Origin of the sequence: Pseudomonas sp. GL-R-26, from assembly GCF_019947365.1 — a bacterium.
Taxonomy (GTDB): Bacteria; Pseudomonadota; Gammaproteobacteria; order Pseudomonadales; family Pseudomonadaceae; genus Aquipseudomonas.
The window spans coordinates 186,701-199,513 of sequence record NZ_JAGYGI010000003.1 but is presented as its reverse complement, the minus strand read 5'-3'; the positions used below and the strand labels follow the sequence as shown (position 1 = coordinate 199,513).

Annotated in this window: 9 protein-coding genes; 4 read left to right on the top strand and 5 right to left on the bottom strand. The window is 60.5% G+C overall.

The window, feature by feature from the left end:
• Positions 1–25: 25 nt before the first annotated feature.
• Both KGA96_RS05610 and KGA96_RS05605 read right to left on the bottom strand, forming a co-directional pair.
• Positions 26–3,139, bottom strand: a complete 3,114-nt coding sequence (locus KGA96_RS05610; RefSeq protein ID WP_046041015.1) for a transglycosylase domain-containing protein — start codon at positions 3,137–3,139, stop codon at positions 26–28.
• A gap of 267 nt (positions 3,140–3,406) precedes the next feature.
• Positions 3,407–3,865, bottom strand: a complete 459-nt coding sequence (locus KGA96_RS05605; protein WP_223511950.1) for an REP-associated tyrosine transposase — start codon at positions 3,863–3,865, stop codon at positions 3,407–3,409.
• Between the two features lie 471 nt (positions 3,866–4,336).
• Between KGA96_RS05605 and KGA96_RS05600 the strand changes: the two genes are divergently transcribed.
• Positions 4,337–5,758, top strand: coding sequence for an amino acid permease (locus tag KGA96_RS05600; protein WP_223466594.1), 1,422 nt, complete (start codon positions 4,337–4,339; stop codon positions 5,756–5,758).
• Between the two features lie 223 nt (positions 5,759–5,981).
• Here KGA96_RS05600 and KGA96_RS05595 read toward each other — a convergent pair whose 3' ends face one another.
• A complete protein-coding gene (locus tag KGA96_RS05595; RefSeq protein WP_046041019.1) occupies positions 5,982–7,109 on the bottom strand; it encodes an OpgC family protein in 1,128 nt (375 codons plus the stop codon).
• A gap of 245 nt (positions 7,110–7,354) precedes the next feature.
• Between KGA96_RS05595 and KGA96_RS05590 the strand changes: the two genes are divergently transcribed.
• Genes KGA96_RS05590 through KGA96_RS05580 form a run of 3 tightly spaced genes read left to right on the top strand, consistent with a single transcriptional unit; the run spans position 7,355 to position 10,177 of the window.
• A complete protein-coding gene (locus KGA96_RS05590; RefSeq protein WP_046041020.1) occupies positions 7,355–7,729 on the top strand; it encodes a GtrA family protein in 375 nt (124 codons plus the stop codon).
• The gene (locus KGA96_RS05585) at positions 7,726–8,667 is read left to right on the top strand and encodes a glycosyltransferase family 2 protein (RefSeq protein WP_223466593.1); all 942 of its coding nucleotides are present in this window, start codon (positions 7,726–7,728) and stop codon (positions 8,665–8,667) included. The genes KGA96_RS05590 and KGA96_RS05585 overlap by 4 nt, the downstream gene beginning before the upstream one ends.
• Position 8,668: 1 nt before the next feature.
• Positions 8,669–10,177 (top strand): glucosyltransferase domain-containing protein, encoded by a 1,509-nt coding sequence (locus KGA96_RS05580; RefSeq protein ID WP_223466592.1) that lies wholly within the window; start codon positions 8,669–8,671, stop codon positions 10,175–10,177.
• A 27-nt stretch (positions 10,178–10,204) separates the two neighbouring features.
• Here KGA96_RS05580 and KGA96_RS05575 read toward each other — a convergent pair whose 3' ends face one another.
• On the bottom strand, positions 10,205–11,824 hold the full coding sequence (locus KGA96_RS05575) for an FMN-binding glutamate synthase family protein (RefSeq protein ID WP_223466591.1): 1,620 nt from the start codon (positions 11,822–11,824) through the stop codon (positions 10,205–10,207).
• A gap of 148 nt (positions 11,825–11,972) precedes the next feature.
• Positions 11,973–12,773, bottom strand: a complete 801-nt coding sequence (locus KGA96_RS05570; RefSeq protein WP_046041024.1) for a helix-turn-helix transcriptional regulator — start codon at positions 12,771–12,773, stop codon at positions 11,973–11,975.
• Between the last annotated feature and the right edge of the window lie 40 nt (positions 12,774–12,813).

Below are 12,813 nucleotides of genomic sequence, written 5' to 3'. Positions count from 1 at the left end.
ACCCCGGCCCCGGTTTTGGTACTGGTTAGCGCACAGCCGTTGCCTGGGTTGGCTGGCACATCGTGTGGGTGCCCGGTTGCAGGTACGGCGTCAGAATCGGTGCCATGCCCTTGAGCACCTGCACCGGCAACGCTGAAGTGAAGGTGAAGTTTTCCGCCGAGCGGCCCGGCACGAACGCCGTCAGGGTGCCGAAGTGGGAATCGCCAATGTAGAACACGAACGTGGCCGTGCGGTTGAGCGATTTCGAACTCAGGATCCGTCCGCCGGAACCAATGGCTTCGATACGGTTGTCGCCAGTACCGGTCTTGCCGCCCATGGCCAGTGGGCTGCCATCCGGCAGTTTGAAACTGCCGGCCACGCGCTTGGCCGTACCGGCATCCACCACCTGTGAAAGGGCTTCGCGCATGGCGGTCGCCACCTCGGATGGCATCACCCGTTTGCCGACGTCCGGGTCATTGATCAGTTGGGTTTCATAGGGGGTGTTCGCAGCGAAATGCAGGCTGTCGATACGCAGGGTCGGCATGCGTACGCCATCGTTGAGGATGGTACCGATCAATTCGGCCAGGGCGGCGGGGCGGTCGCCGGAGCTGCCGATGGCGGTGGCCAGCGACGGCACCAGGTGGTCGAACGGATAGCCGACTTTCTGCCAGCGCTGGTGAATATCGAGGAACGCTTCGATCTCCAGCATGGTGCGGATGCGACTGTCGCGGGCACCCTTGTGCCGGCTTTTGAACAGCCAGCTGTAGACCTCCTGGCGCTCGAACTGGCTGGCTTTGACGATCTCGCTCCACTTGGCGTCGGGGTGATTGAGCAGGTAGCCCATCAGCCACAGGTCCAGCGGGTGGACCTTGGCGATGAAGCCTTGATCCGGCAAGTCGTAGGAGCCGGGAGCGTAGGCCTCGTAGAGCCGCACAAGACGTTCGTCAGTGAGTTTTTCCGTGAGCGTGGCGCCCTTGAGGTGTGAGCGCACGAAGGCGTTGAAGCTTTCCTGGCTGGCCTGCGGCAGCAGGTAGCGGTGCACGGCGGCCATGCGGATCGGGGTGGGGCGCATGCTGTCGAGGAAGGTATCGAGGCGGTCCTGGGTGTCCTTGTTCTTGTACCTCTTCCAGAACTTGAGCAGGAACGAAGTGCCCTCGCGGTCGGCGAAATCGGCCAGGTACTCCTGACGCCGTGGGTCTCGGTCGTCCTTGAGCAGTTCGGCACTGCTGTTCGGGCCGGAGTAGATGGTGTAGCGCACCAGGTCTCGCATCAGGCGAATGAACGGCAGGTTGATCGATTCGCGCAGGGCGTCGCGTATGGGCGGTATCCGGCCGTTGTCTTCCTTGCGGAAGTTGTGGAACACGTGCAGGCCGCCCCCGGTGAAGAATGCCTCGCCAGGGCTGGCGGAGTATTTACGGTCCAGAGCGGCACCGAGCATTTTTTGCAGGTCGCGGTCCTTGTTCTCGATCAGGTAATCGACCGCCCAGCGGCTCAGGCGGTCCTGGTCCGGCACGTCGACTTTCTTCAGTTCCGGAACGGTCATGCCGGCGTATTTGTCGTGCAGCTCGGCGATGATTTGCAGGTAGGTGGTCAGCACGCGCATTTTCGCGGTGGAGCCCAGTTCCAGTTTGCTGCCTTCGTTGATGTCGAATGGCTGGTCGGTGCTGTCGGTCTGTACCCGAACCCGCGAACCGTCCGGGGTCAGTTCGAACAAGGTGAAGCTGTAGCGCACCTGGGTGGTGCTGGTGGTGGTCAGGAGGCGTTCGCCGATCAGGCCGATTTGCGTGGCAAACTCCGGGTCGGCGAGTTTTTTCAGGTACGCGGTGGCTTGGGTTTGCAACTCGCCTTGCAGGGTGCTGGTGGCGGAGAGGTCAAGGCGGTCGAGGTCATACAGCGGGCGATTGAGCATGCCGGCCAGACGGCTGCGCGCAACACTGATGCCCTTGTTGGTTTCAATCGGTTGAATGGTCGGCTGGGTGGCCCAGTCGCGGTAGGTCACTTTGCTGGCCAGGGCGGCGGCGGCGAACTCGGCGTCGATCACATTGTTTTGCGCCAGCAGGCGAATATGGCTGTCGGTGAGGTCGGCCAGTTCATCGTGACCCTTGGTCAGGTAATGCGACGGGCGGCGCTGGGCAATCATCAACGACAGCATTTCGCGCAGGGCCAGGCCTTTTTCCGCCATGGTTTTTGGATCCGTCGCGGTGCTGGACAGCGCTTCGTTGGCCTGATTGAAGTCGGAGCCGTACCACACTCGCAACCCTTCAGCCATGCCGTGCACTTCACCGTGGCCCGGTACGGCTGACAGCGGCACGCTGTTGAGGTAGTCGCGAACCACGTTCTGCCGGGCTTCGAGGGTTTGTGGCCCGGCCTGGTAGGCGCGTACGGTGGCGGAAATCATCTGGCGAATCTTTTCCGCGCCATTGACCGTCAAGCCATCGGGGGAATGCCGGTACTTCTCCAACTGCGTGGCCAGGGTACTGCCACCGGCGGATTGGCCGGGAACGTGCAACAGCTTGGCCACCTGGGACCATGCCGCCATGCCGAACCGCGGCCAGTCCACCGCCGGGTTGGCCAGCGGTTCTTTTGGATCCAGCAGGAAGCGGTTTTCGATGAACAGAAGGCTGTTGACCACCACCGGCGGGATCGAGGCAAAGGTCGAGTAAAGCTGCTGTGGATAGTTGTACTGGTACAGCGGCGCTGCACGGCAATCGGTGATCGACAGCCCGGCCTGGATTTTCTCGGCATAAGGCACGAACAGGCCCTTGTCGCTGTACTTCAACAGCGCCGGGGAAAAGCGGGTTTGTGCTTCGACGACGAAATCGCGCTTGATCAGGCGCGGCAGGAACTCATCCAGCGAGCTGTAGCCCAGGCGCCGATCGAACGGGCCGTCCCCCGGATAGCGAATAGCATCGCTGGGGCCGGGCTTGAGTTCATAGTTCAGGGACGCGGCGTATTTGCTGACTTCCCGAGCCTGGAACTTCGAGGTACGCATTTCCCTCGCAGCCGCCAGCCCCACAACAATCGCGATTATCAACAGCAATAGCCAGAACGCTCCCCATCCGTGCCTGGAGCGACGGGGTTTTTCAGGAATAGGCGCTTCATCCTCACGTTCATTCGGAACCACGGTTTTACTCGAATCGGTTTGCCACAAAGCGCCCATAGTCGACTGATCCATTCACGCAGATTGATCGGACTTCACTGAAGCTTAGACGGTGGTTGGCGAAGGTGAAAAAAATGTGAAGGGCAAAATGTCGGGTAATGGCCTCTTTTTGTGGCGAGGGAGCTTGCTCCCGCTGGGCTGCGCAGCGGCCCCCAGGCAGGCAAATGCGATTTGTCTGGATGATATGTTTCACCGGCTTTACGACTGCTGCGCAGTCTAGCGGGAGCAAGCTCCCTCGCCACAAGAGGATCAGCCAGCCATTTGTACTCAGGGCCAGCACGCATCCCAGAGCGGGTAGTCGCCAATTTTATCCACAAGCCCCGCCCTGAGTGGATTGGCAACGATGTAGCGAGCGAACGGTAGAAGATCTTCTCCGTCGCGGATGGCCCGGTCGTGGTAGCCGGTTTGCCAGAAGGCTCCTCTTTCGTTCAATTCCCGGTTGATCGTGAGAGTGCTGCGAGATTTTATGGCCTGCATGAGTTGCGGCAGCGTGTGCCGCTCAAGCTGTATTAACCAGTGGAAGTGGTCCGGCATGATGACCCAGGCCATTGAGTTGACCCATTTTTGATCATGGGCTCGCCTGAGCTCCTCAACCAACAGGCGTCCAAGCCGCCAATCCGCGAATAATCGGCGGCGCTGATGTACGACTGCGGTAATGAGATAACCCCTACCTTGTTCCGAGTAACGTCCACGGCGCAATAGATGTGAGTTTGGATGGGGATGCATTCCGTTGCTTCCTTTGGCGTTTGTCTAAATACGCTAGCTCCTTGTTTTCTTACTTGTATCTGCATTGGCTGAATGAAATTTCCCCGGTTATTGAAGGATTCAAAGCAACGTGTGGCGAGGGAGCTTGCTCCCGCTCGGCTGCGCAGCAGTCGCAAAACCAGAGGTCTGGATCAACCCGACAAATCATGGTTGCTGAATTGAGGACTGCTTTGCAGTCCAACGGGAGCAAGCTCCCTCGCCACAGTAGGTCAGCGGGCTGAAACACCTGAGTTAGAGCTTTATAGGCTTTTTCGGGGCATGACGATGCACCATTGTTGTGCAATACTCGGCGCCGTTTTCCCACTGATCTTGCGGGTATTTCCTACAAGACGACTCTGCCCACGAAGCAGAACCGGTTCGGGAGGCGATGGCTTATCGGTCAGCGCTTCGCCACTCGGTGGTCATATCCAATAACAAGACGAGGATGTCCCCATGCCCGTAGGCAATCACCTGCCCCAAGGCGAGACCGCTCAGGGCGGTCCGCTTAAACGTGAACTCGGCGAGCGGCATATTCGCCTGATGGCACTCGGTGCCTGTATCGGTGTCGGCCTGTTCCTGGGCTCGGCCAAGGCCATCGAAATGGCCGGCCCGGCCATCATGCTGTCTTACATCATCGGCGGTCTGGCGATCCTGGTGATCATGCGCGCCCTCGGCGAGATGGCCGTGCACAATCCGGTCGCTGGCTCGTTCAGCCGTTACGCCCAAGACTACCTCGGCCCGCTGGCGGGCTTCCTGACCGGCTGGAACTACTGGTTCCTGTGGCTGGTGACCTGCGTCGCGGAAATCACGGCCGTGGCGGTGTACATGGGGATCTGGTTCCCCGATGTGCCGCGCTGGATCTGGGCGCTCGCCGCGTTGATCAGCATGGGCTCGATCAACCTGATCGCGGTCAAGGCATTCGGTGAGTTCGAGTTCTGGTTTGCCCTGATCAAGATCGTCACCATCATTGCAATGGTGTTCGGCGGCATCGGCATCATCGCCTTCGGTTTCGGCAACGACGGCGTGGCCCTGGGGATTTCCAACCTGTGGACCCACGGCGGCTTCATGCCCAACGGCGTGCAAGGCGTGTTGATGTCCCTGCAAATGGTGATGTTCGCCTACCTGGGCGTGGAGATGATCGGCCTGACCGCCGGTGAAGCGAAGAACCCACAAAAGACCATCCCCAACGCCATCGGCTCGGTGTTCTGGCGGATTCTGCTGTTCTACGTCGGCGCGTTGTTCGTGATCCTGTCGATCTACCCGTGGAACGAAATCGGTACTCAGGGCAGTCCGTTCGTGATGACTTTCGAGCGGCTGGGCATCAAGACAGCGGCGGGCATCATCAACTTCGTGGTGATTACCGCTGCGCTGTCGTCCTGCAACGGCGGCATCTTCAGTACCGGGCGCATGCTCTACAGCCTGGCGCAGAACGGCCAGGCCCCGGCCGGCTTTGCCAAGACCTCGACCAACGGCGTGCCGCGGCGTGCATTGCTGCTGTCGATTGGTGCGTTGCTGCTGGGCGTACTGCTCAACTATCTGGTACCGGAAAAGGTGTTTGTCTGGGTGACGGCGATTGCCACCTTCGGCGCGATCTGGACCTGGGCGATGATCCTGCTGGCCCAACTGAAATTCCGCAAGGGCCTGAGCGCCAGCGAAGCGGCCGGCCTGAAATACCGCATGTGGCTGTACCCGATCAGCTCTTATCTGGCGCTGGCGTTCCTGGTGCTGGTGGTCGGCCTGATGGCGTACTTCCCGGACACCCGCGTGGCGCTGTATGTGGGCCCTGCGTTCCTGGTGCTGCTGACGGTGTTGTTCTACGTGTTCAAGTTGCAACCGACCAATGTTTCGCAAGGTGCGGCGCGTTCGGCTTCGTAAGTCGTAATGCCTGAAAGACAAAAGCCCCGGTCGAAATGATCGGGGCTTTTTGTTGAAGGACATTTATCTGTGAGCAGGGGCTTTTGTGGCGAGCGAGCTTGCTCGCGCTGGGGCGCGTAGCGGCCCTGAACGCTGCAATCGTGATCCTTCAGGTGCACCACGCTATCCGGTTTACGTCTGCTTCGCAGCCGAGCGGGAGCAAGCTCCCTCGCCACAGAAGCAGTCAACGGACGGCGACGGTTTGCGGTGACCGGGTCAACCACTTGTTGAACTCCAGCCACGCCGCCAGCAACGCCATCAACCCGGCACCCACCAGCGCCGTGAAGATCTGCATGGCAAAAGCATCGTTGGTCAACGCATTGACCATGTCCGCCAATGGCGCCAGCAGCACGCCCAGACAGAAAATCTCCAGCGAGAAACGGCCCATGCGGCAACTTTGCTGCGCGAGCCAGTTTTGCGTCCATCCACTGTCGGGAATCAGTTTCGCCGTGACATAGGCCAGTGCCAGGAAGTGCAGCAGGCGCACGGGGGACAGATCGGTCTTGCTGATGGGGTACAGGAAGTTTCGCAGGCTCGCCGGCACCACGGCATCGTGAATGTCCGGCCAACGCCACAGAACGGTCAACACACCGGCGGCTACTACATACAGCGCCGCACTGACAAACAGCGGCTGGCGTAGCAATGGGCGGGACTCGGGCAAGCGCGGGCGCTGGCTGTGAATCGCAGCGGCACCGCCGAGTACGAACAGCAACTGCCAGGCGACCGGGTTGAAATACCACACGCCGTCCTTGATGGCCGTCAGGTTCCAGCCAGCCAGCGGCACCATCAGGTACAGCGCCAAGGACATCGCGACCACCACCCAGGCCTTGCGCACCAGCAGCGGCAGCACCAGGGGCAAGCCCGCCAACAGCACGATGTACAGCGGCAACGGGTCCATCAGGTTCGGCTTGAAGCGCAACAGCAGTTCATCGATCAGGGCCTGCTGCGGGTTGCTGATGAAGTGATGCATGCCCATTTCCTCCACCAGGTCCCGTGTTTCCACGTGGCTGTTGGCGAAAAACACAATGCCCATCAGCATCGCCAGCAGGAAGATATGCACCACGTAGAGCACCCAGGCCCGGCGCAGGATTTTCACGCAGGCGATCAGAAAGCCTTCGCGCGCCAGGACTTTGCCGTACGCCAGTACGGCCGCGTAACCTGCCAGAAACACGAAAACCTCGGCCGCATCGCTGAAACCGAAGTTACGCAGGGTGATTTGCCCCAAGGGGTTGTGGGGCACGTGATCCCAAAAGATGAAGATCAGTGCCAGACCACGAAAAAAGTCGATCCGGTGATCGCGTGCTAACGTCATGACAGCAGGCTCGTAACAGCGGGTAAAAATGGGATTGGCCGCGGGCGCAAAGGCCACGCGCCCGATCGGCGGCGCGCAGGGTGGACTGATTCGCGGGCAATTGCAAAGTCGGGATATTGCCGGATGTCTCGGGGGTTGCCCCAAGGCTCAACCGCTGGTCTGAAAGGTCCGTCAACCTGCGATTTCTGACAGCAGACAGTCATCAAATACTAATGAGTGCAACGTTCTTGAAACGGAAGCGTCCCATGAGACTGTTGTGGAAAGGGCTGTCCAGTTACACGGTGATCGGGGTCGCCAACACCCTGATCCACTGGCAGATCTTTTTCCTGCTGAGCGTGGCGGCCGGCCTCAGCCAGGCAATCAGCAACCTGGCGGCCTTCTGCGTGGCTGCGTCGTTTTCTTTCTACATGAACGCGCAATTTACCTTTGCCGCCAATGCGACGGTCGCAGGTTACCTGCTGTTTCTTTTGGGCATGGGGGCATTGAGCCTGGGGGTCGGTCATCTCGGCGATGTCTGGCGATTGCATGGTTTGCTCACCGTGGCCTTGTTCTCGGCGTTGAGCCTGGTATTCGGCTTCCTGTATTCCAAATACGTGGTGTTTCGCGAGCGTGATCAATGAAAGTGTCGCTCATTGTCCCTGTGTTCAACGAAGAACAGGCGATCGACCTGTTTTATCAGGCGGTACGACGGGAATTGAAGCTCAGCGGCACCGACGTCGAGATCGTCTTCATCAACGACGGCAGCTCCGACCGCACGGCCGAACAGGCTACGGCACTGGCCCAGGCGGATGATCAGGTCATGCTGATCAATTTTTCGCGAAACTTCGGCAAGGAGCCGGCATTGTTTGCCGGCCTGGAACACGCCAGCGGCGATGCCGTGATCCCGATGGATGTCGACCTGCAGGACCCGATCAACGTCATTCCGTTATTGGTCGAGCAATGGCAAAAGGGTGCCGACGTGGTGCTCGCCAAGCGCCGCAGCCGGGCCGCCGACGGCTACCTCAGGCGCCACAGCGCGTCGATTTTCTACCATGTGCTCAATCGCATCGCCTACACCCGCATCGAGGAAAACGTCGGGGACTTCCGGCTGATGGATCGCAAGGTGGTCGATGTGATCCGTTCCCTGCCCGAGCACCAGTTGTTCATGAAAGGCGTGTTGTCGTGGGCCGGGTTCAATACCGTGGTGGTGGAGTTCGAGCGGGCGGGGCGAGTGGCGGGGAGCAGCAAGTTCAACGGCTGGAAGCTGTGGAACCTGGCACTGGAAGGCGTGACCTCGTTCAGCACCGTGCCGCTGCGCTTGTGGACTTACGTCGGTGGCGGCATATCGATTTTCGCGGTGCTCTATGCGGTGTACATGGTGCTGGACAAGATTTTCTTCGGCAACAGCGTCCCCGGTTATCCGTCGCTGATGACCGCGATCCTGTTTCTCGGCGGCGTGCAACTGATCGGCATCGGCATCCTCGGCGAGTACATCGGGCGCATCTACATCGAGGCCAAGCACCGGCCGCGCTATGTGATCAAGGACATCGTCGGCGGTAAAAACCGGGGCGGGCGCTAGCATGGGCCGGTTCAGCGACTTCTTCGTTCGCGAGCTCAGCCGGCATCAGGTCTGGAAGTTTTTTCTGTTCGCCACCTTGGTGTATGTCCTGCCGTTGATCCTCGCGGATTTTCCCTACATCGATGACAACTGGCGCTCGCTGTCGGCGGGTATGGCCTGGGCCGAACAGGGCCGACTCTTCGCCCAGCTGTTCTACAACGCGCTGTCCTTCAGCCATGCCGCGCCGAACATCTTTCCCTTGCCCTTGTTGATCGCCACGCTGGCCATGGCGTCGGCGCTGACCAGCCTGACGTTCCATTACTTCCGCCAGCCCACCGTCGCTTGTTGCCTGGTGCTGTTGCCGCTCTGGTACAACCCGTTCTTCCTGCAAAACCTGTCCTATCAATACGACGGTCCCGCCACGGCCCTGAGCCTGGTGACGGTGATCTACGCCATAACCTTTCGTCACCCGTGGCGCGGCGTGCAATGGCTGGTGCCGGCGTTCCTGATAGCACTGGCGCTGGGGTTGTATCAGATCAGCCTGAATGTGTTCCTGGGCCTGTGTTGCCTGGAGTTGCTCAGGGCCGCCAACGATAAAACGGCCCCGGTGCCATGGCGCGACCTGCTGGGCTGGAAAGCCGCCCAGGTCATCCTCGGCGGGTTGATCTACAGCGTCAGTGCGGGTCCGTTCATGGACTCCAATCGCACATCGATGCTCGATTGGACGGCGCATGCTTCATTGCAGATCCAGATCAACATTGGCCGGGTCCTGGAAAAGGTCGTGCTGCTGTTCCATGGCGGATGGCTCTGGGTGTTCGGCGGGTTGCTGTTGCTCGCGATAGCCGGGGCGGTGCGGTTGGGATTGAACGTAGCGGCGCGCCAGGACAGCGGGCCGAAGAAGCTGTTGATCGGCCTGATGTGTTTGCTGACTTTTCCGGTGGTGACGCTGCTGGTGTCCGGTGTGGCTCTGTTTTTCCGCGACTTCAACGAAGGCGCTCGCACCTTGATGGGCTTCGCCGTGCTGCTGGTATTGCTGTTCTACCTGGGTCATCTGGCGCTGGCGTCGATCCATGAGCGCCTGCCACTGTTGTTGATGATTCCCCTGCTGGCCATGTTGTCGCTGTCGTTCGCCTACGGCCGGGTGCTGACGGTGCAGAAAACCTTTGCGTCCACGGCGCTGGCCGGTCTTGCGTACGACATCGCCAGCCACCAGTCGCTGCGCGAGGCCAGGCGGATCTACATCTCGGTGAGTTATTCCGACTATTGGTTAGTGGCGGCGTCAGGCTCATTCAAGCAGCTGCCGGTGCTGCACTACCTGCTCAATACCGACTTTTACATGCTGGCCGAGAATCTGCCGAAAGCGGGGATCACCAACGTGGTGGCGGAGCGGGAGCGGCGCAACGCGACACGGGTGGGTTATCAGGGTTATCCGGCACTGGTGGACAGCCAGTACTACCGGATTTACCTGATCGGTGATTACGGTTTCATCGTGATGAAGGAACCGACCCCGAGCAAAACACTGCGTTGGTGAGGCGCGATTTTGATCGGGGTGGCGAGGTCATGCCGCCGCTATGTCATGGGGCTCGAAACTGTCGGCCCGGGCCATCTGCCACATCCGCGAGTAGAACTCGCCGTTCACCTCGCCGGTCAGCAACTCCCCCGGTTTGAGGAATACGTGCAACTGCGAGAACAGCTTGATCTCGGTCGCCGACATGCGTCGCACCAGATGCTTGGCCGACAACTGCGACGGGTGTTCGAGGCCGGCGGCGGCGAGCATTTCCGCCAGGGCCTTGAGGGTGTTGCGGTGGAAGTTGAATACACGCTGGGCCTTGTCCGGCACCACCAGCGCGCGCTGGCGCAGGGTGTCCTGGGTGGCGACGCCGGTCGGGCATTTGTTGGTGTGGCAACTCTGCGACTGGATGCAGCCGATGGCGAACATGAAGCCGCGTGCCGAGTTGGCCCAGTCGGCGCCGATGGCCAGCACGCTGGCGATGTCGAAGGCGCTGACGATCTTGCCGCTGGCGCCGAGTTTGATCTTGTCCCGCAGGTTCAGGCCCACCAGGGTGTTGTGCACGAACAGCAGGCCTTCGCGCATCGGCACACCGATGTGGTCGGTGAACTCCACGGGCGCGGCGCCAGTGCCGCCTTCCTTGCCGTCGACGACGATGAAGTCCGGGAGGATGCCCGTTTCCAGCATGGCTTTGGCGATGCCCATGAACTCCCACGGATGGCCGAGGCAGAACTTGAAGCCCACCGGTTTACCGCCGGACAACTCACGCAACTGTGCGATGAAATGCATCATTTCGATCGGCGTGGAAAACGCAGTGTGGCGCGACGGTGACACGCAGTCCTCGCCCATCAGGATGCCGCGGGTTTCGGCGATTTCCCGGGTGACCTTGTGTTTGGGCAGGATGCCGCCGTGGCCGGGCTTGGCGCCCTGGCTCATCTTGATTTCGATCATCCGCACCTGCGGCGTCCGGGCTTGCGCCGCGAAGCGTTCCGGGTCGAAGAGACCGTCGCTGGTGCGGCAGCCAAAGTAGCCGCTGCCCAGTTCCCAGGTCAGGTCGCCGCCGTTCTCCCGGTGATAGGGGCTGATGCTGCCTTCGCCGGTGTCATGGGCGAAGTTGCCGAGCTTGGCACCCTGGTTCAACGCGCGGATGGCGTTGGCGCTGAGGGAACCGAAACTCATGGCCGAAATGTTGAACACCGACGCCGAATACGGCTGGGTGCACTGCGGGCCGCCGACGGTGACCCGGAAACTGCTCGGGTCGCTCAACGGCGCGGGGCGCATGGAGTGGCCGATGAATTCGAAACCCGACTGATACACGTCAATCAGTGTGCCGAAGGGTTTGTCGGCGGTTTCATTCTTGGCCCGGGAATAGACCAACGAGCGCTGGGCCCGTGAGAAGGGCAGGGCGTCGCTGTCGGATTCGAGCAGGTACTGGCGGATTTCCGGGCGGATACCTTCGACCAGGTAGCGGATATTGCCGAGGATCGGGTAATTGCGGCGCACCGCGTGGGGGCTTTGCAGCAGATCGAACACACCGATCAGGCTGAGGACAGCCGTGACGGCGGTGATCGGCCAGAGCCAGTCATAGTCAAGAAAAGGCAGGCTGGCGAGGGTGAAGATCACGCAGACGGCAAAGAAGGCGTAGCGGCTCAGGAGTGACAGGCTCATACGGTTTCCTTGGGTTCGGACTCAATATTGTGGCTAAAACACAAAACACTGTAGGAGCGAGCCTGCTCGCGAAGGCGGCGGTGCTGTCGACATCGATGTTGGCTGACATACCGCTATCGCGAGCAGGCTCGCTCCTACAGAAAAGCTGTCAGGCATTTTGTGCCTGGAGAAAAATCGAAAACAGCTCGGACTGGGATTTGATCCCCAGCTTGCTGTACATGTGTTTCTTGTGGACTTTCACGGTTTCGGCAGAGATTTCCAGCTTACGGGCGATTTCTTTACTGGAGCAACCGCTAAGCATCAAGCGCCCGACATCCAGCTCCCGGGCGGTCAACTGCGCGCCTTTGAGTTGCTGCACAGAGGCCTCCAGCTGTACCCGCCAGTCGGCTTGCGGCGGTGCGGGGGCCAGGGCCACGACTTCGTTGATTTCATAGGGTAGACGCTGGCGCAACAAACCGAGCACCCACGGCTGGATCAACGACAACAAGGCGATCTGCTGGCCGCTGAAGCGCTGGGTGCTGCCCAGGGACAGGCACAGCGTGCGGTCGCCTTCGAGCTGACAATTGAACTGGATTTCGTCGGCCACCACATTCAGACGAAAGTAGCGCTGGTAATACTCGGTCAGCTCGAAGTGCTCCGGGGCCACCTCCGACAGGCGATACAGCCCGGTGCGCGACTGCTCGCGGCAGGCGATGTAGAAGGGGTCGAGCAGGTACAGGCCGCGCAGGTAATCCTGGAACAACTGGTCGGGGCTGCCGTCCTCGCCGGGGCATTCGGCGAACACCTGGGGGCGCTGATCGGCGCTGAAAAGCAGCGCCACCCAGCTGTCGAAGGGCACGTACTGGTCCAGCAAGCGCACAAGCTGGGTCCAGAAGTTGGGCTTGTCCAGGGCGTCGATCAGTTGCCCCACCGAGCGGTGCCAGGCGATGTCGTCCAACGAGAGTGTCATGCATCTACCCCTATCGTGTTACCCCAGCGGCGTAATTCCC